This is a genomic window from Nostoc sp. CHAB 5836, from assembly GCF_020829445.1.
Lineage (GTDB): Bacteria > Cyanobacteriota > Cyanobacteriia > Cyanobacteriales > Nostocaceae > Nostoc.
The window spans coordinates 1-23,563 of record NZ_JAIVFV010000028.1; the positions used below are offsets into that span (position 1 = coordinate 1).

Genomic DNA, 23,563 nt, shown 5'->3' on the forward strand with positions numbered 1-23,563 from the left:
ATAAGATTTCAGGTAAACGCACCCACGATTTACGCATACAAGCAGTAGTGCTTGCCCATAACATCAGCCATATTTTGACTTTAAACCCAAAAGACTTTGTAGAAGTTGAAGGAATTACTATTGTTCACCCCAATAGCATAAAGAGCTAGAGGCTGGGATAAGCGTGTGATCATAGTTTTTGATAAACAACACCAATTTACGCTTAATCTGAATTAGAGGCTGAAACCCTGTATTTTTGCTGTAGAGACGCGAAATTTCGCGCATCTACAAAGCGCGGAATCCTTATTATTGCTTTGATTTTCACAATTCACATCAGACGTAACTCCCAACTCCCAACTCCCAACTCCCAACTCCTAACTTAACAATGCCCAATGCACGACTATAAAAGAAATGCGCTAAACTCGAACTAGGCGAATCATCATTGGTTCGTCACAAGACTTCTTGGAAGATATACCTATCGCAGGAAGTGGGTCGCCGCCCACTTTTTTTATTGAATTCTCTCATGGCTCATCCTTTAGTTTCACAAATTATTGATTTGGCGACACCAGTAGCAGAAGAACTGGGATTGGAAGTGGTTGGCGTGGTTTTTCACACTAACCAAAGTCCACCAGTGTTGCGCGTAGACATTCGCAATCCCGAGCAAGACACTGGATTGAGCGATTGTGAAAGGATGAGTCGTGCTTTAGAAGCCTTCTTAGACGCTGCGGAAATCGTTCCAGATGCCTATGTCTTGGAAGTGTCTAGTCCTGGTATTTCGCGACAACTGGTAACAGACAGGGAGTTTATTTCCTTTAAGGGATTTCCTGTCATCATCTGGACAACGCCCCCCTACGACGGACAACAAGAGTGGATTGGTCAGTTGATTCGCCGGGATGAGACAGCACTTTACTTAAACCAAAAAGGTCGTGTAGTCGAAATTCCCCGTTCCCTAATTACTAAGGTGCAGCTAGACGATCGCCGATAAACGAGTGATTAAAGACTAGAGGCTAGGGACTAGGGACTAGAGACTAGGGATTGGAGGAGCAGAGGGGGAAGTTACTGCAAATCTTTCCCCTTTGCACCCAATGCCCAATACTTGACTTCGCGCTTGGTGAGCGTAGTCGAACGCGAGTGCGTCCCGCTCTTAAGGGCAGTACAAGTGCCCAATAAAACTCTACCAGAGGCTGCGCCAACGACTTCGCGGTTCCTGAACGTAGTCGAAGGGCAGTACAAGTGCCCAATGCCCAGTCCTCACTCCCTAATTTTTAAAGGAGATTGCTTATGTCAATGGTTACTTTACCTGGATTAAAAGAATTAATTGAAAGTATAAGTCGCGATCGCAATTTACCCCGGCTTGCAGTTCAATCAGCTATTAGAGAAGCCCTACTCAAAGGCTATGAACGTTATCGCCGCGCCCAAAATTTAGAGCGCAGACAGTTTGATGAAGATTATTTTGAGAATTTTGAAGTAGAACTCGATATTGAAGGAGAAGGCTTCCGCGTTCTTTCCACCAAAACTATTGTCGAAGAAGTCGATAATACAGACCACCAGATTTCTCTAGACGAAGTTCAACAAGTAGCTCCTGAAGCGCAGTTAGGTGACTCTGTAGTACTGGATGTTACCCCCGACCAAGGAGAATTTGGTCGGATGGCGGCCATGCAAACTAAGCAGGTATTGGCGCAAAAATTACGAGATCAACAGCGCCAGATGGTGCAAGAAGAGTTCCAAGATTTAGAAGGAACTGTCCTGCAAGCAAGAGTCCTGCGGTTTGAGCGTCAATCTGTAGTGTTGGCAGTTAGCAGTAGCTTTGGTCAGCCAGAAGTAGAAGCCGAATTACCGAAGCGGGAACAGCTACCCAACGATAATTATCGGGCAAATGCCACCTTCAAGGTATATCTGAAAAAAGTCTCCCAAGGTCAGCAACGAGGGCCACAGTTGCTTGTGTCTCGTGCTGATGCTGGTTTAGTGGTTTATCTTTTCGCCAACGAAGTCCCAGAAATTGAAGATGAAGTGGTACGGATTGTTGCCGTAGCTAGGGAGGCAAACCCCCCCTCCCGTTATGTCGGCCCCCGGACTAAAATAGCAGTAGATACTCTTGATCGCGATGTAGACCCAGTTGGCGCTTGTATCGGAGCCAGGGGATCGCGAATTCAAGTGGTGGTCAACGAATTACGCGGTGAAAAAATAGATGTAATTCGCTGGTCGCCAGACCCCGCAACATACATCGCTAATGCCTTAAGTCCAGCACGGGTTGATGAAGTGCGCCTCATGGATCCAGAATCGCGGCAAACTCACGTACTCGTAGCTGAAGATCAATTGAGTTTGGCCATAGGCAAAGAAGGGCAAAACGTCCGTTTGGCAGCCCGCTTGACTGGTTGGAAAATTGACATCAAAGACAAAGCGAAGTATGACTATGCAGGAGAAGATGCCAAATTTGCAGCCGTTAGAACAAAATATCAATCGGAGGAAGACGATCAGGACTTTGACGAAGAATTCGAGGAGGAAAATCAGGACGAATTAGAAGAGGAAGACACTTTTGACAATCACGATGATGAATAATTAATTAATTTTGTAAAGTTTTGATACTGGAGATTGTAGTCTCGGTCTCAGGGATTATTTTCTCAAAAGCTACTTGGTATAAGTAAAAAATAGTAATAATAAACTTCTTTTTACATCCCAAATCCTGGACTGAGATCACAAAGAACCGATGAAACCAAATTATCGGCGCTGTATTAGTTGCCGGAAAGTAGGCTCAAAAGATGAGTTTTGGCGGATTGTCCGCGTCTTTCCATCGGGAAAGGTACAATTAGATCAGGGCATGGGGCGTTCTGCCTATATTTGTCCGGAAACGAGCTGCTTACAAGCGGCTCAAAAAAAAAATCGACTAGGGCGATCGCTACATGCATCAGTGCCAGAAACACTGTACCAAAGCTTGTTGCAACGTCTAGCCCCCAGCAATACCCAAAATAAAATTTAGAGTAGTTTTCTGTGGGCAAGTAAAACTCTGGCGGTACAAAGGTCAGGCAGTGGGGTTTTCTCTCCCTTTGGGAAAAGGGGAGACCCCAAGGGCGACAGCGCAGCGTTAGCGAGTCCGCCAGCGTCTGGGGCTCACCAAAATAGAGCAACTGCCATTGCTGAACATTTTTGTATTGCTCAAGTTCTGCGGTGGCAACCCGTGGAATTAAAACAAAGTTCAGCAGAGCCAAAGACGCTTTGCCTCTGGTTAATGCCCCACGGGATACCAAGAGTCGCACAGAAGCCTACACTGTACCGTAGGTCAGGGTAGAAGTATGTCAATGCCAAAATAGGAAATTGGCGTAAAAGGCATTCGGCTCTCGAATAATTAAGAGAGGCGAAGGAACATTCCCAGAACAAGATGTAATCGATTGTGTTGTGGAAGACTCAGAATCAACAAAACAAGAAACGACAAAATGGCAACCTGGTAGCGCTCAGGCGCAGTTCGGCGTCCAGGGTTCCTATAAAAATCTTTTATTTAAGAAATTTTTATGGGTATCCCTCAACCATCATTCCTGGTGGGGATGCCATTATTAAACCGAAACATCTCTCTTTCCTAATTGGAGGCACCGGCAAAAACTGAACGGCAGTCTAAAAACAGTAATCCAAGGATGGAGATGTCGCAAACCAGGCAACCATCCGCTAAAACTGTAAATTAAAGGGGAAGAGTGGATGACCAACGGCAAAGTTAGAATTTATGAATTATCAAAGGAATTGAATTTGGATAACAAAGAGCTACTAGCAATTTGCGACCAGCTCGACATTGCGGTCAAAAGCCATAGCAGCACGATTTCAGAATCCGAGGCAGAAAACATCCGGGCGGCAGCAGAAAAGCTTGCAGCTACCAATGTGTCAGCCAAAAAGGAACTAGGTACAACCAGCCATCAGCCAAATTCACCACCCAACGGCGGACGTAACCGACCTGCTGCACCCCACAAACAGCAAATTTTGGAAATACGCAAACCCAAAATATTGAGAAATACTACCTCCAACGCTCCAGAAGCGTCACTTGCTAACAATACCCAAGCTGCCTTGTCTGAAGCTAATCCTCCCTCTCCTCCACGGCCTTTCGCTACACCAGTCTCACCCCTGAAACCGGCAGCACCAACTCGACCTGTGCCCCGGACTCAATCTGAGACTCAAGAGCAACCCCCGATCGCTGACTTGGAACAAACACCTAATCCAAATCCGGCACCGGAAAGAATAGCATCCCAAAAACCGGAAAAAATAGTTCCACCCAGACCGAAATCGGAAAAACCGATCAAACCGCAATTAGTTGCTCCTCCAGCTAGACCTGCGGCAGAAGAAGCCCATGTGGTAGATGAGTTGCCAGGATCTCAAGCAGATAAACCGATCCTCAAACGCGACCAACGGCAACGACCCCCCGAAGGCGATCGCGAGCAAATTAAGCCGAGAGTCGCTAAACTACCAACTGACCAGTCTCCACCAGGTGTACCACAAAGGACAAGCCGTCCTACCCCTGCACCCAGCAGACCAGAGCCGAGGGGCAATAGACCATCTGCACCATCACAATTGGGAGAGGGGCAACGACCCAGACCAGCACGTCCAGGTGAAGCTGTAGCAGCCGCAATGCCCATCGCTACTCCACCCAGACAGTTGTCCGGAATAGGCAGCAAATCTCAAGGACTCGGTGATGAACCAATCACACCTGATCTCCTCGACTTGAAGCGCCCAAGTCCACCTCGCCCGACCAAAGGCGGCAAAAAGTGGATAGAAGAGGAAATAATTGATGAAGTTAAAGAGAAGGCGAAAGCTGGCGTCAAAGGCAAGCGGATCAAGCCGATACTTGATGATGAGTTTGAAGAAGATTTGCTCGATGATGACGATCTTGACTCACCAGCCACCGTCCAAGTCAGCCTTTCCATCGCTCGTCCTCCCAAACCCAAAGCGACTCGACCTGTACAGATGCCAGGTGCAACCCTTGCTAGCGCCCCAACCGCAAGAGCGAGAAAGTCTGGTTCCAAGTCTGGTTCTGGGCGAGACCATCACCAAAACCGTCGCCAAGAAGCTGAGACAAAGGGTGAGCGTCCAGAAAAAGTGGTGATCACAGGGCCATTGACTGTACAAGAACTGGCTGACGTTTTAGCCGTCGCCGATACAGAGATTGTTAAAATCCTGTTCCTCAAAGGCATGGCGGTGAGTATCACCCAAAATCTGGATATTCCCACAATTACCCTGGTAGGAAAAGAACTAGAAATAGAAGTCGAAACCGCCGAGCGAGAAGCAGAAGCCCGGAAAGTTACCGAAATGGTCGGCGCAGAAGACCTAGAATATCTCCACCGCCGTCCGCCAGTCGTGACAATTATGGGTCACGTAGACCACGGTAAAACAACCCTCCTCGACTCAATCCGCAAAACCAAAGTGGCTGCTGGCGAAGCTGGTGGTATTACTCAACACATCGGTGCATACCATGTGGATGTGGAACATGAGGGCAAACCGCAACAAATAGTCTTCCTAGATACTCCTGGTCACGAAGCCTTTACAGCTATGCGGGCACGAGGAGCGCGGGTAACAGACATTGCCGTGTTGGTAGTGGCTGCGGATGATGGTGTCCGTCCCCAAACCATTGAAGCCATTAGCCACGCCCAAGCAGCCGGAGTGCCAATTGTTGTTGCAATTAACAAAATTGACAAAGAAGGGGCACAGCCAGAACGCGTTAAACAAGAACTGACCCAGTATGGTCTGACGGCAGAAGACTGGGGTGGTGAGACAATCATGGTTCCAGTGAGCGCCATCAGAGGTGAAAATCTAGATACGCTCTTAGAGATGATTCTCTTAGTAGCAGAGGTTGGAGAACTGGCTGCCAACCCAGATCGTACCGCCAAAGGAACTGTGATTGAAGCACATCTGGATAAAGCTAAGGGAGCAGTTGCTACCCTGCTAATTCAGAATGGTACCCTCCATGTGGGAGATATCTTGGTAGCTGGCTCGGCTTTTGGTAAAGTCCGGGCGATGGTGGATGACAGAGGTAAGAGAGTAGATATTGCTTCACCTTCCTTTGCTGTGGAGGTACTAGGTTTAAGTGATGTGCCAGCAGCAGGTGACGAGTTCGAGGTCTTCCAGAACGAAAAAGAAGCCAGATCCCTCGCTAGCGATCGCGCCGATAGACAACGCCTATCCCGTCTGTTGCAGGGTCGTGTTACCCTGACAACCCTGTCCGCTCAAGCACAAGAAGGCGAGTTGAAAGAACTCAACTTGATCTTGAAAGGAGACGTACAAGGTTCGGTAGAAGCCATTGTGGGAGCGCTCAAGCAAATTCCCCAAAACGAAGTCCAAATTCGGATGCTGTTGGCTACTGCTGGAGAAATCACCGAGACAGATATCGACTTAGCAGCTGCCAGTAACGCTGTGATTATTGGCTTCAACACCACCTTCGCCAGTGGGGCTAGACAAGCCGCCGATGAAGCGGGTGTAGATGTTCGAGAATACAACGTGATCTACAAACTCCTAGAAGATATCCAAGATGCCTTGGAAGGTCTTTTGGAACCAGAGTTGGTGGAAGAACCCTTGGGTCAAACCGAAGTCCGCGCCGTCTTCCCAGTCGGCCGTGGTGCGGTTGCCGGTTGCTACGTTCAATCTGGCAAGCTAGTTCGCAACTGCAAAGTCAGAGTGCGACGCGGCGGTAAGATGATCTATGAAGGCGTCCTTGACTCCCTAAAACGGATGAAAGAAGATACTCGTGAGGTCAACGCCGGTTATGAATGCGGTGTCGGCATGGATAAATTCAATGATTGGGTTGAAGGTGACATCATCGAAGCCTATCAGATGGTTACAAAACGCCGCACTCTCACCTTAACAAGGTAGTGTTGAGGGTAAAATGGTTAGAAGTTAGGAGTGATAAATTAGTAGTTAGGAGTTAAAAGCTGCTAATTCCTAACTCCTAACTCCTAACTCCTAACTCATAATATGCATTCATTTCGCTCTGAACCTATTTTGTGGATTCATGTCGCTGGATTGGCGACATTACCTGTTTTTTTAGTCCTCTGCTTATTATTCCTGTCTGTAGGCGAGCCATTTTTACCAGTGTGGATGGAGCTATTCTTAGTTGCTGCCATTGGTGTTCTCCCCCTGCTATGGATGCAGTTGCGCCGCCCTTTTTATATATTTGCTCTTTTAGGAATAGCCCTAAAGCCAGAAAATCTGACTGAGCGGCAGCGAAAAATTCTCTGTTTAATTAATACAAAGTTAAATCGGATCCTGGCATTAGTGGCAGCAGTATTGTCGATTTTAGTGCTGTGGCATCTTTACCAAATTGCCCCATTAGTAGCAAATTCAGCTAAATTTCTGCCACAATGGCGCAGCCTTGCACTATTCCTTGCGGGATTAGCCTTTTTGGGCAGCAATCTATTTTTACAAATACCTGTAAGTGTAATGCGAGTTTTAGTAACCAATGACACAGAATTCGCTGGCATAGAGCCATTATCTTTAGAAAAGATTAAGCAAGATTTTACCATTTTGGGGGTCAGGGTTAATCAAATTCTGCCCCGATTGTTGCAATCCTTGTTTAGGATTAATACAGATTCATAGCAGCCCGTAAAGTATATTATTTCACTTTAAAAGGGCTACAAATAAGTAGCAGAGGATCAAGGGGAGCAGGGGGAGATCAGGGAGATGAGGGAGATGAGGGAGATGAATTAATAACCAATGTCCCATCCCCACTTGCCCTGAGCGAACGCGAGTGCGTCTCCAAGAGTTGTCGAACGCGAGTGCATCTCCCAGAGAAGGGATGCCCAATGCCCAATTACGGTTGAAGTTAAAATCAAGGAATGAGGAACTATGGCTCAAATTCCAGCTTCTAGCGATCGCCAATTTTCTGCTGATACTGAAATTTGGTATAGTCTAAAATGGGCGATCTCCACTAGTTCCGGTTTTCAGCGCTGGCAACTAGAACGCGATACTCAATTACAGGGAATTCGCCTGGAACAGCAGGTACAGAGGTATTTAAGAGAAACTTTAGAAACTTTAGCTTACTAAACACCAAATAAGTAGGTCGGCGCAATTAAAGATAACTGGCGATGGCTGTCATTTGTCCTTAGTCATTCGTCCTTGGTAAGGGTTTCAAGCCTGTTTACGTTTCATCACATAGTTTGATTTATTTTCACCGACTTACTTAAATCTTGTCGGCTTGTTTGCAAGGGACGGAGTTGACGGTACGCACTATCTAAGCGATCGCCATTAACTTCTACATCCTTTGTGGGATTTTTTGTGATGATATTCCAGTGGAATGAGTTGCGGCATCTAACTTTAGAGTACACGACATAAGGCACTTACAAGTAATAAAATGCCCAGCCCTCGCTTTCGCCCTTTTTCTCCTTTGCGCCAAAATACTTGGGCAATGCCAACAAATCAAAAGAAACGGCTGGGCATTTTATTTTTTGGATCTCCCTAACTAATGTATAAGTTCTGTGATCTATCTAAGGAATTTAGGTGAATCAGTGCTAATCATCCAGTATAGTTTTGCATGGGTTTTACAGCAGCTACAACGCTGCTATCTTCAACCTGATTCAACATACCGTAATTCAGCACATCACAGACTTAAAAAATGAAATATCGGGGTTTTCACATTTCTCCAGCGAAAAATGTTCGCCTTCTTTCTAGCAGTTATCTCAGCTATACTTTACGTCTGGGAGCCGGACTATCGGCAATGCTTATTGTTTCTAGTGGTTCAATACTAGTACTGAGTAAGGCTAATGCTGGTGCTACTCATCCAGAAAATATCGCCCCAACTCTCACAGCACAAGCTCCCGCAACAGCCGCAGTGATTTACGTTAATCCAGCAACTGGTGCAGATAGTGCTGGTGCTGGTACAACGTCAGCTGCACCCTACAAAAGCATTAGTTTCGCTCTCAGTCAAGCCCAACCAGGTGCAGTTATTCAATTAGCCCCTGGGAACTATAGCCAGGAAAGTGGTGAAACCTTCCCCCTCTTGTTTAAACCAGGGGTGACACTGCGGGGTGATGAAGCTACTAAAGGTCAGGGGATATTGATCACAGGTGGAGGTTTCTACACTAGTCGCACCTTTGCCAGACAGGATATTACCATCCTGGCCGAACAAGATACCACGATCGCTGGTGTCACCGTCACCAATCCAAATAGCCGGGGTACGGCTGTGTGGGTGGAATCAACTAATCCCATTATCAAAAACAGTACTTTTACTAACAGTGTCAGAGAGGGTGTTTTTGTCACGGGTACAGGGAATCCCAAAATCGAAGGTAATCTCTTTGTGCAAAATAAAGGCAATGGGATTTCAATTGCTAGATCTGCCAAAGGAGAAATTCGGAATAACTTATTTCAGGATACTGGTTTTGGTCTAGCGATCGGTGGCACTTCCACACCTCTAGTTGTGGAAAACCAAATTGTCGAAAACCAAGACGGTCTTTTTATCTCAGAGTCAGCGAAGCCCGTATTGCGTAAGAATGTCATTCAGAACAATAAACGGGACGGCTTAGTCGCGACTGTTAGTGCTTTACCCGACCTTGGCACCAACGAAAATCCTGGTGGTAATCTTATTCGCAATAACACTCGTTATGATGTAAACAACGCCACTAAAACCGGTCAAATTATCGCTGTTGGCAACGATATTGATCAGAAAAAGATTTTCGGCTCAGTAAATTTCGTTGCTGCAACTGTTGACGTACCGCCTGGAGGGCCTGTCGCCTTTAAAGATGTGCCAGCAAATTACTGGGCAAAAACTTACATCGAGGCTTTAGCCTCCCAAAATATTATTGCGGGTTTTCCTGATGGTACCTTTAAACCCAATGAACCTGTAACTCGCGCTCAATTCGCCACTATTATCACTAAAGCCCTAACACCACCAGCCAAACGTCCAACCATTCAATTTAAGGATGTACCAAGCAATTTCTGGGCTTACGCTGCAATTCAATCTGCTTACCAGAGTCAATTTGTTTCTGGTTATCCTGATGGAACTTTTAAACCACAGCAGCAAATTCCCAGAGTGCAGGCGTTAGTAGCTTTAGCTAATGGTTTGGGCTTAACTGCGAATAATCAGAACGTGCTTTCCTTCTACACCGATGCTGCCCAGATTCCTAATTATGCGATCGCTCCTGTTGCTGCGGCAACTGCACGGCAACTAGTAATCAACTATCCCACAGCAAAGCAACTCAATCCTAATCGTGAAGCAACTAGAGCCGAAGTTGCTGCCTTTGTTTACCAGGCACTTGTCAATGCTGGACGTGCCCAACCAATTCCCTCATCTTATTTGGTAATAGTTCAGTAAATGTCTATAGCGCTTCTAGCGTTGAGTCCAATACAGACCTAACAAAAGAACACCCCTTCCCTGGCTCTCTCTAACCATTGGTGTCAACAAAAGCCTGGAAATGCCTATCTGTTGGCTTCGTCACCCGCCTTGAACTAAAGTTCTTTGGCTAATAGCTAAAGTCTACTTCAGTAGACTAAAGATTTTTCCGATTATTTAGTCATCTAAAAGATGACTTTCGCTATTCTTCTTGGAACTTCAGTTCCTTGCGGTACATAACTTTCACGTTAAGTTGACACCTATGCTCCCTAACTCACTCCTAACAGAAGAGGGTTAGGGAAAAATTTTTGTCAGTCCCTTGGTTAAATACTACCGCCTGGCAACGATGTTCTTCCCTAATTTATCACTCATAGCCGATGATAATAAAACTAAGGTATTCAGACTTTATACTAATTTAAGCTCATGCTACGCAAAATCTCTTTGGGAACACTCGGTTTAACCATCGGCGGCATATTAACCATCATTGGCTTCGTCGCCTATGCTGATAATAATGCCACACTCAATCTTGTCGGATTTTTTTACGGGATTCCTCTATTGTTGGGAGGGCTGGCGCTGAAAGCTAATGAACTTAAGCCAGTACCATTTACCCAAACTACGTCACCATCAGCATTGAGACTCCGCCAGCAGCAAGCAACTGATACTCAGAATAAAATTCGCAAAGACATCACCCGATATTGCTACGGTCAAGATGCTCATCTAGATTCAACACTTTCTTTTCTAGGTTTAAGTCCTACAGACCAGGAACGACCCATAGTCAAAGGGTTGCGAGAAATAGAAGTCAATGGGAACTACGCTCTAATTTTAGAATTTGATTCACCTCTAATACCAATTGATGTCTGGCAAAAAAAGCAGGAAAAAATGACTAACTATTTTGGCCCCGGATTGGAAATTCAAATAATCCAGCCATCGGAAAATACAATTGAGCTAGCGCTGATCAATACTCCAAAAGATTCACTAGTACTCGACCAACCTAAAATTGCTGGATGAGGGTGAGGAGAGACGCGATTAATCGCGTCTGTACTAGGGAGTGGGGAAAAGTTTTTTCTGGTCTGAGAGGATGTTTGAAAAGTATTGGGCGATTGGAAATCGCTACTATAAGTAAGTCGGCAAGAATAAATCAAACTATATTACGAAACGTAAATACATCTTAAACCCTTACAAATGACGAAGGACAAATGACAAATGACAGCCTTAGCCAGTTAGCTTTATTTGCGTCGCTCTACTTACAAACTCTCGTCAACCTCTGTGGACTAATACAAAATCAAGGGTTTTTAACCTGGGTCGGCAGGTTTTGCCTGTGTAGCCGCGATTTCTGATCGCCGAGGCTTTTCAAACAACCTCTCAGTTCAATTCAATAATGCCGTCGGAGTTTTGGTAGCGCATTGCTCAGTGATATCCCAGTCATAATATCTCCAGCGTGCTTCGTAGGCGAAAAAAATTATGAGCAAATATAGAATTTTAAAACCTGAGCAAAGTTACACTTTTAGTCAATACTTTTTGTTGCCAAACCCAACAATAGACATCCTGGCTGAGTTTGAGTACAGCTACGATCGCACAGAGCTAGAATTACCAAGATACCTTGCTGATCTGAGCTATTTAGAATTTTTACAAAATTATTTGCAGCGCAATATAAAGCTTTTTAACCCAATTGCTGAAATATCAATACGGGAATTTTTAATTGCACCTATCCTTGCTGAAATATGCGATCAAACAAAGGCTAAACTATATAGTGAGTATCCGATTAATGTCAGTGAAAAGCTCAAAGGTACTTTGGATTATTACTTACACAAATCTAACTCTCTATTGGTGATTGAAGCCAAACAATCAGATATCAGAAGAGGGTTTACACAGCTAGCAGTAGAATTGATAGCTCTTGATCAATCGCTAGATCATGAAAAAGCTATTTTATATGGAGCAGTTACTAATGGAGATGACTGGAAATTTGGTACTCTTTATAGAGAAGATAAGCGGGTTGTAGAAGATATTAAACTTTACCGTGTTCCTGAAGGTTTAGAAGATTTGCTACGAGTGCTTGTAGGCATCCTTTCATCTGAGAGTTAGAACCGATGTGCCTACGACGACGCTAAAGTAGGCAATGGTTTGAGTTGTTTAAGAGGTTGTTTGAAAAGTAGTTTGCTGTGATTTTAATTGCATTTTTACCCCCCTTAATCCCCCCTAATAAAGCAATACACTTGGGTTAAGCATTTCCTCCTTCTCTCTTCTCTCTTCTCTCTGTGTTCTCTGCGCCTCTGTGGTAGCCTGCGGCAAGCCGCAACTCTTGGAGACGCTGCGCGAATGCGTCTACGTAAAAAAAGAGTTTCAGCCCTTTTGTGAACCGTATTGCCTTAGAAAGGGGGAAGAATCAAAGTCCCCCTTAGAAAGGGGGACTTAGGGGGATCTGGAATGTTTTGATACCGACAATAGGACTTTTCAAACATCCTCTAACAGACTTTTAAAGAATCGGCAACATAACATATTTTACTATCAACCACTAATCAAAAAATTACTTTTCTAAACGGACTGCATACCATTGCAAATATTGCCCAGGAGCAATATCTAATTCGCAACTAGTGTCAAGCAAGTATTGTGCTTGAGCTTCCAGAGTATCAAACTTTTGTAAGTCAGGCGACAAATCTTGAATTCTGAGTTTTTGAAGAGTTGTTTTGAGCTTTTCTAATAACTCTGATGGTGTCAGAAATTGTTCTGGTTGATTTGTTTCTAGAACAACAAAGTGATCTTGCTGATACATTAAAGAGTCTGGCATTTTGAAGATTTTAGTGAATTATAAATAGGTTTTGAGTCAATACTGCTCGGTTCAGGAAATAAATTAGGCTGAAACCCTTGAAATATCGTTGTCCATAATGCCCAAATTTCAGGCGTTGAGTGCAACCCTAATTTAATCGCATATTTACTGTTTTGGGTGTTAGACGTGGCTCAAAAGCCCAAATCTCGTATAGTACATATGTATAATGCGTAAGTCCTATTAAGGTATGTACTTGCAATTTTTTTGAAAATTGCAATTTGACTTTAACAATGGGGAAATATAAAAGTAACATTTCCTGCCATAACCATAGCCGAACAAAAAGGTAACAATTGCCTTCGTGTTCCAATTATAGATTGTCTATGCAACTTAGTTATCTACCACTTGCTTGGCTCAAGAACATTGAGCGGTTTATTGTCAAAAAACAGGTGATTGTGAAGCCAGACACACCTTTGGCGCAAATCCTGGCATTGATGAAAAGAGCGATCGCTCCCATGCGATTGAGCTGCACAGCCTTTTTCAGGATAGTCTCACAATTGGAAGGCAACTCATGTCACCCATAAGCCCATTCTCTGTTTCTAAGCAGCAACCACCACTGATTCTGATAGCTGATGATGACAAGACCATCCGAATGTTGTTGCGTAAAGCTATGGAACTAGAAGGTTATCGAGTGGTCGAGGTCAATGATGGTCAGCAATGTTTAGATGCTTACGAGACTATCAAACCGGATATAGTTTTGCTAGATGCTGTAATGCCTGTGATGGATGGCTTTACCTGCTGTAAGCACTTGCTCCAGATTGCCAGGAATAATTTACTATCAGCTCTTGCCACCTTTGATACTGACTCGACCAACAATACGGTGATCTCCAAGATATGGGAGCGCACTCCCATATTGATGATCACATGCTTGGACGATGAGGAATCCGTAAACCGTGCTTTTGAAGCAGGGGCGACTGATTACGTCACTAAGCCAATTCACTGGTCTGTATTGCGCCAGCGATTGCGCCGACTGCTGCAGCAAGCGCAAGTATACAAACAATTAGAGGCGGCAAACCAAGCTTTGCATCACCTTGCCAATGTAGATGGCTTAACTGAGTTGGCTAATCGTCGCCGCTTTGACGATTATTTCAATACTCAGTGGATTAATCTGGCACAAGAAGAATCTCCCTTATCAATGATTTTGTGTGATATCGACTTTTTTAAATTTTATAACGATAAATATGGCCATCCGGCTGGGGATGTCTGTTTACAAAAGGTGGGTTATGTCTTAAGCCGAATGGCACAAAAACATCAGGATTTAGTAGCGCGTTATGGTGGCGAAGAATTTGCGGTGATTATGCCATATACCCATGCGTCTGGAGCAGTTCACATTGCCGCAGCCATACAAGCGGGAGTCAAAGATTTGCAAATTGTTCATGACGGGTCTACGGTGAGTCAGTATGTCACCCTCAGTATGGGCATAGCAACTGTTGTCCCCAGTTGGGAATCCTCACCTTCCGATTTGATTGTGCAGGCAGATAAAGCACTCTACCAAGCAAAGACCGGGGGTCGCGATCGCTTTATCTCAAGTTCTTAATTGTTATTTGTCATTTGTCATTTGTCATTTGTTATTTGTCATTTGTTATTTGTCATTTGTTATTTGTGAATAACCAATGCCCAATGCCCAATCCTAAGAAGGATAAACTGGTAATGTGAAGTGGAACCATGCTCCATTGTTGGGAGCAGAGTCCACCCAAATTTGACCATAATGCGCCAGGATGATGCGTTGGCATAAACAAAGACCAATGCCGTAACCTTCTGTACTTTCATCCCGTTGCAGACGGAAGTGGTTTTCAAAGATGCGATCGCGATTCTCTACAGGAATACCAGGCCCTGTATCCCCAATACTAAACTGAATTTTTTGGGTAGTGCGGTGCAATCCGGCAACGCTAATTTTGCCACCTTCTGGGGTGTATTTGATGGCATTATCCAACAGATTCACTAGCACTTGACGGATGCGTTCTGGATCAGCATATACGTATGGCAAGTCATTAGGAATATCTGTATCTACTTCTTGGGATTTGGCGGTGTAGCGATCGCACAATTCTTCCAGCACATCTAAGCACAGTTTACCTAGCTGTACTTTTTGTGGTAGAATAGGAAACTCTGTATCTTTGCCGCGACCTACCTGCAAAAGGTCGGCAATCATCCGATCAATGATCTTAGTTTGATTACGAGCTTGTTTTAATAGGTGCGCCGTCATGGACGGTTTGAGACGCTGGAATTGACCTGTCTCTAAATTGTAGTTAGATTGGAGAGTTTCTATGGCGATCGCGGCAGCAGTTAGAGGATTGCGGAGATCGTGTGCCAGCATCGCAATCACCCGGTCTTTAAACTGTAGCTGCTCTTGGAGGTTATCTTTCTCCTGTTTCAAGCGAAAAATTTCGTCTGAGAGTCGGATTAGTTCAGCAGAAACTGCAACTGAACGAATAGTGGATTTGGGTGATATCGCCCTAGTATTGTCCTCTATACGTTCTTGTAAGTCTTCCTGTAATTTCAAGTAGGTGTCTACAGCAGCTTGCCAGCGAGGCCACCAGTTTTTCAATTGCGCTATGATATTACTCCCAGCCAAAACCTGTCGTGGTTCCGGGTGAATTTTGATTAAAGCTGGTGTTGCTACTAACTTAAAGTGTTCTGCTAAATAAGGTTGTTGTCCAACATCAATAGTTTGAAGTTCAAAACTATACTCAGCCTGCAATTCTTTTAAGTAAGCACGTATTCGCTGCACCTGTTGTCGGGACTTTGGACGTCCATCGATAAACAGTAACAACTGGAGTGGAGCCTCTGAATAAATCGGCTGATCCTGGGAAACTTGCATGTAATCGTGTTTCAGCACTGGTAACAACCCGGTGACGCTTTACAGAAAGTAAAATGGACTGACGGTTGTCGAATGATCGTTGTTTTTTCTGGAATTTAATATCTATTTTAGATTTCCATACTCCTATCAGAACTGCATTTTTGACAATATATCTTTTTCAGCCTTTTGGCCCTTTTTGGCTAAATTCATCTTCAAGAAACACCCAAGGCCTTGAATATAAGCCTTAATTTGCCTTGAATCAAAAATTTTTGCCATTCCCACGAGGTCAAAGGTTTAATACTATATCAATTCGGCTAGTGCAGCACCATGTCTATTCGAGTATTCGGTTTGAACAAGTGATCACTCTACCAAACGCAGATGCTAATTGTATCTAATCTATCAGCAAGCTTTTCTCAACCGCCAGTGGATATGATGAAGTGTCTTGTTTGCCTCTACCCAATCATTAGTGGGATTGGGAAAACAGCCATAGCTAACTACGTACTGCCTCCATAACTTGCGAAGCGCAGCCTGTGGCAGCTTTCCTAAAATAACCGCTACCCTATGCCAGAAGAACAGGGGATGGGTTACCTGAGAGAAAGCTTTAAATAACATAGAAGCGATCGCACTTTTAGAGTCAGCACTCACTGCTTTCGAGGCTACCAAGAAAATCTTGACTACAGTACAAGTAGCACTTTCACCAGAAAATCAATTTAGAGATACTAGGGAAACTGCTGCGACACTTGACTGCTTTACCGATGACCTCAGTCGCCAAGAATAACGAACTTACGCTCAGTTCCTGGAATTGCTTAACACTGGCATTTTCCAGCTATTGCCTTACTCAGCTTACCATCGTCAGGTGAATAATTTCTAGAATCGATTGTAAGCCAGCGTTAGCCGACTTTATCCATTCCCCTCTTTGGGTGAGGCTAAGGGGGGCTTTACTATTAGTCTATCACTTCAGTTGCTTGGCGATCGCATTCAGCTATCTCAAAATTGATTGACTTTTGCCATGCGGTACTAGTCTGCCTGATTAATTTTGATCAGTTCGTAGTCAGCACAAAGCGTGCTTAAAATAATTCGTAATTCGTAATTCACGCCATGTGCAACTTTACTCTCAAACCTAACCCCCAACCCCAACCCTTGTAGCGTTGGGGAGCAAGAATCAAAGCCTCTCCCCGTTTCGGGGAGAGGTTGGGAGAGGGGTTTTAAGAATAAGTTGCACATGGCATTAATTCGTAATTCGTAATTAAGTAAAGTCCTGACTACGAACTTGTTCACCCCTCGTAACTAACGGGATAAGTCAGTAGCTTAGATCACGAAAACCCTAAAACTCTTATATAGCAAGCATTCCAGATTTTTTCTATTTTTTCCCGAAAATGTTAGTTTGCCAGAATTTTAGGGAACTCTATAAAGAAGCATGGGAATTATCAAAACCTAATGGCTGTAAAACAAAGACAACACGGTAGCTTTTGCTACCGTTTACTCATTTTTGGAGATATCATCATCTTATCAACAGGAAGAGAAGCAGGGGAGATGGAAATAAGCAATGTCCCATGCCATTCCCATTTAATGAACAGTCTGCGCTAGGGTAGGAATTGAAACTCAATTTGTGATTTCCTCCTGTGCTTGCCTGTAAACGTTCAGCTGTATTTCTAATTTGGGCTGTTCTACTGACTTCCTTAACAGCCTGTGCTAACAGTCCAGTTGCCAAAAACCTTGAAGAATCTTTGGCCGCAGATCCGAAACTGCAAAGCAATCCAGTTGTCTTTGGAGAATCTCAGGGTAACGATCTGCAAGCACAGCAAAAGGAATCAACAGTTCAATTACCAGCCGATTTTCCCAAAGATATCCCCCTATATCCCAATGCCAAACTACAGGAAGTTACACCTGCTAGCGGCTCAGAAAACAGAGTCTCAACTCGTTGGTTGAGTTCTGACCCCAGCAACTTTATTGCTAGCTTTTATAGCAGCCAGTTTCAAACAAATAACTGGCAGGTTTTGCAACAGCCAACAGATGATGCAGGAAGTGCTTTTGAAGCACGTCGTAACGATTTGCTATTGAAGGTTTTCATTCAGCCTAAATCAGTCACTAACGCCACACCCAATCAACCCCAAACTGCCACTGAATTACTGATTGATTACGTACCCAATAGTACTGCAACGGCACAAAATACCCCAACTACAAATCTTAACGAAACTACTAACGCTGTTCCTCAACCAGGAGATTCCCAGTTTATTGGCCCGGTACCACCTGCAAACTTGGCACCCCAGGCACCAAACACCGCCAATAACCAAATAACTGCTACAGCAACAGCAGAATCTCAGGTATTCAACGATCTCAATAAGATACCGCAAGAATGGCGGCAACATATCCAAGACTTGGCTGCATTAGGTGTTTTGTCTTTAGAGCCAAAGACAACTAAAAGCAACTCTAATACTACAACTAACCAGTTTGAACCCAGTAAAATCGTCACACATCGGGAATATGCCCGTTGGCTAATTGCTGCTAACAATGCCATGTATGCTAGTAATCCAGCGAAACAAATTCGTTTGGCATCAGAAAGTACTCAACCAGTTTTTAGTGATGTGTCGGCAAAAGACCCTGATTTTGCAGCAATTCAGGGATTAGCTGAAGCTGGGTTAATTCCCAGTCCTTTGTCTGGAGACTCTACAGTAGTTTTGTTTCGTCCTGATGCACCCCTAACGCGGGAACAGTTACTGCTGTGGAAATTACCCCTAGATACTCGCCAAGCTTTACCTTCTGCTAACTTAGATGCGGTCAAACAAACCTGGGGTTTCCAAGATGCAGCGCGAATTGACCCCAAGGCTCTAAGAGCAGTGTTGGCTGATTACCAGAATGGCGAACAATCAAATATTCGGCGGGTGTTTGGTTATACGACTCTGTTTCAACCCAAAAAACCAGTAACTCGTGCTGAAGCTGCTACAGCTTTGTGGTATTTCGGCGCTCAAGGTGAGGGTGTGTCAGCTGCTGAGGCTTTGAAGTTAAAGCAAAGTTCAAATAATTCGTAATACCTCGACTCCCTTAAGAGCGGGACGCACTCGCGTTCGACCGCGCTACTTGGGCTGCGCTCCAAAATGAATCACCTTTAGCTCAAGTTATGCCCGCGCAAAGTATAACTTGTACTGAGAGCATAAAAGTGGGCGATTTCCACCCTTTAGCATCTAAATTTTGCCATTGCTTTGTAATTTAGCTATTTTTTGTTAAGGAAAGATAAATCTAAGTACTTACAGCGTTTTTACCTGTGTTTGATGAATTTTTAAGGCATAGTTAAGTAAAACAACGCAAATTAACTCAATAGAGGTACTTCGTTTTGAAGTAACTCAAAAGACAAGTTGTCAGATTATCGCCTCTTGATTAGGGATTTTGAAAAAAGAAATTATCCAAAATTATTTGTAAATTTTTCGGGGCGCAAGGTTTTGCGCCCCCAGTTCGCAAAGCCTCCCGCAGGGAAGGGATATTTTTTTAACTGGAAATCCCTGACTTTTAAACAGACTAAGAAATACCACAGGTAAAACAAATATGAAAAAACAAGCGATCGCAGTCGGATTTGTTCTATTTTCTTTCATGTTGCCGACCAAAGCCTCGGCTGCGAGTTTTAATCAGCTTTATGTATTTGGCGATAGTCTTTCCGACACAGGCAATATATACAATGCTAGTGGTCAAACATTCCCTCAAAGCCCACCTTACTTTGAAGGACGTTTTTCCAATGGGCCGATCTGGGTGGATTATCTCGGAGATCAACTAGGATTAAAGCCCACTTTATTGACTGATGTAGATTTGACAACTATTCCTCCCACACCAATTCCTACCCAAGGGATAAACTTCGCTTTCGGTGGTGCCAGCTCTGGTTTAGATAACGCTGTCTCTCCCAATCAAAATTTACCGGGAGTGCTGAAACAAGTCCTTAGTTTTGCTGGAACTCTGCAAGCAAACAATCAAACTGCTAATCCAGATGCACTTTATACATTGTGGGGAGGGGCGAATGATTTCTTTTTTCTTAATCCTGAAGATTCAGCCACGCCAATCAATAATATATCTCTGGCGTTGAATACTCTCGTAGGAGCCGGCGCGAAAAATATTTTGGTGTTTAACTTGCCAGATTTAGGACAAGCACCAGGAGCTAAAATTGAAGGCCGCAACCCTACAACTCTTAGCAAATCAACTAGTGAGTTTAACTTGGGTTTAGCACAAACTGTGAGATCTTTGAATCAAAACCCGAATCTCAACATCATCTCTATTGATACTAATTCTTTATTTTATCAGGCAAGACCATTCGGTTTTACTAATGTAACCGAGTCTTGTCTATCTAGGTTAGATATATGTAACGCAGGTAACAACAAGTTTCTCTTCTGGGACGATTTGCACCCAACGACCACTGCTCATCAGGTGATAGCAGAAACTGCATGGGCGGCGATTGAGGCTCAGTCTGTTCCTGAACCTTCAATAAACTTGGGGATTTTAGCTCTTGGTGCTTTTGGTGCGGTAGGAGTGCTGAGGCGTCAACAAAAAAAGTCAGCACTTATATCAGTAGGTCGAGTTGTTGACCGACAATTGTCTCATAAGTAGAGCGACGCAAATAAAGCTAACTGGCTAAGGCTGTCGTCATTTGTCGAACAGAATTCTTCAAAAGGGTTTAAGGTGTATTTACGTTTCGTAATATAGTTTGGTTTATTCTTGCCGACTTAGTTACAACAGTTGAAAAATAAACTAACTGTATTGATGTGGGATTACGATCGCTTATTTGAAATTATTGCTCACTTAGGAGCGATCGCAAACTGTATTGATTTGTTAAAAACTTTTGGCGAAACTGAGTTTGAGTGATATGTCGAGGCTTTGACTCGAAAGAGCGATCGTATATCAACCTAAAATAGCCAGAAAAAGGTCTTGCAAATATTGTTTGCGTTATGCGTTCAATAGACATCTGGTGAAATTAAATATGCGTTACCCGGAAACCTTGTAGAGACGTAGCACTGCTACGTCTCTACATTTTTTTCACTCCTATGTCTAATATAGTTTTTAGTTCTCTTTCTATCCACCAAGGCGATGGTTTTTACACCTATTTGGCTAAATGCTTGATTTATGTCAAACTTGACTATTGAGCAATACTTTTATCAAAGCCGATGATGGGATTTGAACCCACGGCCTGCTGATTACGAATCAGCTGCTCTACCACTGAGCCACATCGGCGTACACAATCTAAGAGTATAACATGATTTAATCATGGCAGATCAAAATCCCAAAAATCGCTTTAACCCTGAACAATATGCCAGCCTCAAAGCAGAAATAGCTGCTCCTTATCGCGGCTTACGACAATTTATCTACATCGCTTTTGGTGCTTCTGGCTTGCTCGGCGCATTCGTCTTTTTTTTTCAAGTGCTTGCTGGACGGGATGTTGAGAGTGCTTTGCCTAGTTTAGCTCTCCAAATAGGAATCGTTGCCCTAATGGTCTTCCTGTGGCGCTGGGAACAGCGTGGGCAACGACCCTCCCAATCGGGTAAAAATCCTGATTCCTGAAGAGATAAATTTTATCTGTTAATTTTTACTAATGCTTTTATGAAGATTAAAATATCCAGAGATAAAAAATAAAAAAATTATTAGGAAATTCCAAAAAGCAAAAATTTCTGAGAGACTAGAAATCGTTGAAACGGGGTCAGCCAATATAAAGACCCTGACCATAAAACCAATCACATTCAAATGGGGTCAGCTGTATTTAAAGACCCCAAATTTTATTTTAAAAAAACCGAAAATTAATAAAACTCACATGAAACCTCATCTGAGTTGAGAACCGTAGTTTTTGCCCTCACCCTAAGTCCCTCCCCCAGATCTGTCTCAATATTGTTCGATTAAGAATATTCGTAGGTTGGGGAGCCACTGCGCCCTTGCGGTTAAGAGACTTGAACGCGAGTGCGTCTCCCCTTCTCCCACTCGTGAGAGGCTAGCGCCAAGGGAGAAGCACGTGGCGTTTGAGGAACGAAACCCAACATTTTCTTTCTCTTTGTTGGGTAACGCATTGCTCAACCCAACCTACAGATTTTTATTTTTACTCTTAACCGAACCGTATTGAGATCTGTCCGAGGGACTTTGAAATTCTGGCTCCTGTTCTCCCAGATCTTGGAGAAGGGGTTAGGGGATGAGGGCAAATCCATTTGAAAAGGGTTGAACTACACAGAAGCGCTATGTGCCCCCAGAAGGTGTGATTTTAAGTTAACTTTAAATTTAAAGGTAGTTAAAGATGGGAAAAAATAATGGATTTACAGACTATAAAAGAACGAATTGCCTCAGTTCAAAGTAAACGCGAGTACCTGTTAAGCCTACTGGAGCAACCAAACCTGGGAACTTTGAGAATTGATGTAAATCAGGCTTTGGAAGAACTGGATGAATTAATTGATGAATTTAGACGCACTATTCCGGTAGAGTAGAAATTATCAAAAACTGCGTCGGTCTAACCCTGAACTTCAGCTATATCGGCGCTTTTTACTACTATCATGCCCTCAAATGCCCAGAATTTAATTAAGCCTGAGTTGGCGAAGCAGCATATCTGTATCATTTATCCTCCAACCGAACTATCTCCCGCACGCTGACCTAACTGTCTAACTAAGGCAATAAGTTCGCTTGTAGGTACATCTTTCTTGCAAATGTCATCAAAGCTAGACATTACCTTTGTCCCATGAAAATTTACGTCTTCCACTGAAGAGTAAGCAAGGATTTGAGTGTTTGGGGATATAGCTTTAATGTGACTAGACGCACTCCAGCCATCCATAACTGGCATTTGTAAATCTAAAACAATTACGTCAGGATGGCAACGTTTAACCATTTCTATAGCTTCTTCACCATTACTAGCTAAACCTACTACTTGAATATTTTCCTGACAAGAAAAAACTAATTGTAAGGTTAAACGGGTCAGTTCGTGGTCATCAACTACTAGAAGGCGCAAGGTAGAAAGCTCACAGGATAACATTAACATTGAGAGGAAAAACGAAATTATTTAGAATAGCCTCTCTAGTTTATGGGAAGATGTGCCAGCACTAACTCTATCCTACGGTTGAATAACTTATATGAAAGGATGACATCATGTCCGCTTCATTACTTATTAAACCCAAAGAACTCCACCCCTTAATCCCCTCCCCGCTCTTCGGGAGGGGAGACGAAGCGCAGCTTTGGCTCTTTGCAGTGCAGTGACTGTGGGAATCATAACTAATTAAGTAGAGCGACGCAAATAAAGCTAACTAGCTAAGGCTGTCATTTGTCATTTGTCCTTCGTCATTTATAAGGGTTTAAGGTGTGTTTACGTTTCGTAATATAGTTTGGTTTATTCTTGCCGACTTACTTATGCTATGAAAAAAGTTTTTGCTGTATCAAGACAACCAAGTTGTGAATTTTAGATAAAGTCGAGCTTAGACAATTGCTCAAAAAATTCAAGTTCTCTAGGACTTACGCAACTGGCATATTATTTGGAGTTTGTAGTGAACGCGAGTGCGTCTCGTTGGCGCAGCCTAAGAAGAGAAGAGAGGACTAAAGTCTTCTTTCATCAGGGCTGTTCGCGGAGCGTTCCCGTAGGGTAGCCCTGACTACAAACTAAAAGCTTTTATTTTTTGTGACACTTGCGTAAGTCCTATTCTCTAAAACAATACCTTCGCCAATTTACGAGAGTGGG

At 43.7% G+C, this 23,563-nt stretch carries 21 protein-coding genes and 1 tRNA gene; 16 read left to right on the forward strand and 6 right to left on the reverse strand.

The window, feature by feature from the left end; genetic code table 11:
- Nucleotides 1-502 precede the first annotated feature (502 nt).
- From rimP to LC605_RS08395, 6 genes are all read left to right on the forward strand, one after another.
- Nucleotides 503-964, forward strand: coding sequence for a ribosome maturation factor RimP (gene rimP, locus LC605_RS08370; protein ID WP_229547105.1), 462 nt, complete (start codon nucleotides 503-505; stop codon nucleotides 962-964).
- A gap of 296 nt (nucleotides 965-1,260) precedes the next feature.
- Entirely contained in the window at nucleotides 1,261-2,538 is a 1,278-nt protein-coding gene (nusA, locus tag LC605_RS08375; RefSeq protein ID WP_229547106.1) for a transcription termination factor NusA, read from the forward strand.
- A gap of 148 nt (nucleotides 2,539-2,686) precedes the next feature.
- Entirely contained in the window at nucleotides 2,687-2,956 is a 270-nt protein-coding gene (locus LC605_RS08380) for a YlxR family protein (protein ID WP_229547107.1), read from the forward strand.
- 710 nt (nucleotides 2,957-3,666) lie between these two features.
- Nucleotides 3,667-6,819 (forward strand): translation initiation factor IF-2, encoded by a 3,153-nt coding sequence (gene infB, locus LC605_RS08385; protein WP_229547108.1) that lies wholly within the window; start codon nucleotides 3,667-3,669, stop codon nucleotides 6,817-6,819.
- 102 nt (nucleotides 6,820-6,921) lie between these two features.
- Nucleotides 6,922-7,542 carry a low-complexity tail membrane protein gene (locus LC605_RS08390; RefSeq protein ID WP_229547109.1) on the forward strand — a complete coding sequence of 207 codons (621 nt, stop codon included), beginning with the start codon at nucleotides 6,922-6,924 and terminating at the stop codon, nucleotides 7,540-7,542.
- Nucleotides 7,543-7,791: 249 nt separating this feature from the next.
- Entirely contained in the window at nucleotides 7,792-7,989 is a 198-nt protein-coding gene (locus LC605_RS08395) for a hypothetical protein (protein WP_229547110.1), read from the forward strand.
- A 104-nt stretch (nucleotides 7,990-8,093) separates the two neighbouring features.
- Here the strand turns inward: LC605_RS08395 and LC605_RS08400 are convergent, their stop codons facing one another.
- Nucleotides 8,094-8,270 carry a hypothetical protein gene (locus LC605_RS08400; protein WP_229547111.1) on the reverse strand — a complete coding sequence of 59 codons (177 nt, stop codon included), beginning with the start codon at nucleotides 8,268-8,270 and terminating at the stop codon, nucleotides 8,094-8,096.
- A 287-nt stretch (nucleotides 8,271-8,557) separates the two neighbouring features.
- Here LC605_RS08400 and LC605_RS08405 point away from each other — a divergent pair, with 287 nt between their 5' ends.
- From LC605_RS08405 to LC605_RS08415, 3 genes are all read left to right on the forward strand, one after another.
- Nucleotides 8,558-10,252, forward strand: a complete 1,695-nt coding sequence (locus LC605_RS08405) for a DUF1565 domain-containing protein (RefSeq protein WP_229547112.1) — start codon at nucleotides 8,558-8,560, stop codon at nucleotides 10,250-10,252.
- Between the two features lie 441 nt (nucleotides 10,253-10,693).
- Complete coding sequence (locus tag LC605_RS08410; RefSeq protein ID WP_229547113.1) at nucleotides 10,694-11,278, forward strand: DUF2854 domain-containing protein; 585 nt, start codon at nucleotides 10,694-10,696, stop codon at nucleotides 11,276-11,278.
- A gap of 453 nt (nucleotides 11,279-11,731) precedes the next feature.
- The gene (locus tag LC605_RS08415; RefSeq protein WP_229547114.1) at nucleotides 11,732-12,352 is read left to right on the forward strand and encodes a hypothetical protein; all 621 of its coding nucleotides are present in this window, start codon (nucleotides 11,732-11,734) and stop codon (nucleotides 12,350-12,352) included.
- Nucleotides 12,353-12,794: 442 nt separating this feature from the next.
- On the opposite strand, the gene LC605_RS08420 is transcribed toward LC605_RS08415, so the two are convergent.
- Entirely contained in the window at nucleotides 12,795-13,055 is a 261-nt protein-coding gene (locus tag LC605_RS08420) for a chlororespiratory reduction protein 7 (RefSeq protein ID WP_229547115.1), read from the reverse strand.
- 359 nt (nucleotides 13,056-13,414) lie between these two features.
- On the opposite strand from LC605_RS08420, the gene LC605_RS08425 reads away from it, so the two are divergent.
- Together LC605_RS08425 and LC605_RS08430 are read left to right on the forward strand one after the other, a co-directional pair.
- Complete coding sequence (locus LC605_RS08425; protein WP_229547116.1) at nucleotides 13,415-13,615, forward strand: hypothetical protein; 201 nt, start codon at nucleotides 13,415-13,417, stop codon at nucleotides 13,613-13,615.
- Entirely contained in the window at nucleotides 13,603-14,628 is a 1,026-nt protein-coding gene (locus tag LC605_RS08430; RefSeq protein WP_229547117.1) for a PleD family two-component system response regulator, read from the forward strand. Before LC605_RS08425 ends, LC605_RS08430 begins: the two co-directional genes overlap by 13 nt.
- Nucleotides 14,629-14,721: 93 nt before the next feature.
- On the opposite strand, the gene LC605_RS08435 is transcribed toward LC605_RS08430, so the two are convergent.
- On the reverse strand, nucleotides 14,722-15,927 hold the full coding sequence (locus LC605_RS08435) for a histidine kinase (protein ID WP_229547118.1): 1,206 nt from the start codon (nucleotides 15,925-15,927) through the stop codon (nucleotides 14,722-14,724).
- A gap of 360 nt (nucleotides 15,928-16,287) precedes the next feature.
- Nucleotides 16,288-16,551, reverse strand: coding sequence for a hypothetical protein (locus tag LC605_RS08440; RefSeq protein ID WP_229547119.1), 264 nt, complete (start codon nucleotides 16,549-16,551; stop codon nucleotides 16,288-16,290).
- Nucleotides 16,552-17,510: 959 nt separating this feature from the next.
- Here LC605_RS08440 and LC605_RS08445 point away from each other — a divergent pair.
- The 3 genes from LC605_RS08445 (at nucleotide 17,511) to LC605_RS32860 (ending at nucleotide 20,730) form a co-directional block, all read left to right on the forward strand.
- Nucleotides 17,511-18,917, forward strand: a complete 1,407-nt coding sequence (locus LC605_RS08445; RefSeq protein ID WP_229547120.1) for an S-layer homology domain-containing protein — start codon at nucleotides 17,511-17,513, stop codon at nucleotides 18,915-18,917.
- Nucleotides 18,918-19,428: 511 nt separating this feature from the next.
- The gene (locus LC605_RS08450) at nucleotides 19,429-20,475 is read left to right on the forward strand and encodes an SGNH/GDSL hydrolase family protein (RefSeq protein ID WP_229547121.1); all 1,047 of its coding nucleotides are present in this window, start codon (nucleotides 19,429-19,431) and stop codon (nucleotides 20,473-20,475) included.
- Between the two features lie 129 nt (nucleotides 20,476-20,604).
- Nucleotides 20,605-20,730 (forward strand): hypothetical protein, encoded by a 126-nt coding sequence (locus tag LC605_RS32860; RefSeq protein ID WP_267868471.1) that lies wholly within the window; start codon nucleotides 20,605-20,607, stop codon nucleotides 20,728-20,730.
- Nucleotides 20,731-21,024: 294 nt separating this feature from the next.
- On the opposite strand, the gene LC605_RS08455 is transcribed toward LC605_RS32860, so the two are convergent.
- Nucleotides 21,025-21,096, reverse strand: a tRNA-Thr gene (locus tag LC605_RS08455).
- Between the two features lie 33 nt (nucleotides 21,097-21,129).
- Between LC605_RS08455 and LC605_RS08460 the strand changes: the two genes are divergently transcribed.
- The gene (locus LC605_RS08460; protein WP_229547122.1) at nucleotides 21,130-21,423 is read left to right on the forward strand and encodes a DUF3493 domain-containing protein; all 294 of its coding nucleotides are present in this window, start codon (nucleotides 21,130-21,132) and stop codon (nucleotides 21,421-21,423) included.
- A gap of 731 nt (nucleotides 21,424-22,154) precedes the next feature.
- On the forward strand, nucleotides 22,155-22,328 hold the full coding sequence (locus LC605_RS08465) for a hypothetical protein (RefSeq protein ID WP_229547123.1): 174 nt from the start codon (nucleotides 22,155-22,157) through the stop codon (nucleotides 22,326-22,328).
- A gap of 128 nt (nucleotides 22,329-22,456) precedes the next feature.
- On the opposite strand, the gene LC605_RS08470 is transcribed toward LC605_RS08465, so the two are convergent.
- Entirely contained in the window at nucleotides 22,457-22,873 is a 417-nt protein-coding gene (locus tag LC605_RS08470) for a response regulator transcription factor (protein WP_229547124.1), read from the reverse strand.
- Between the last annotated feature and the right edge of the window lie 690 nt (nucleotides 22,874-23,563).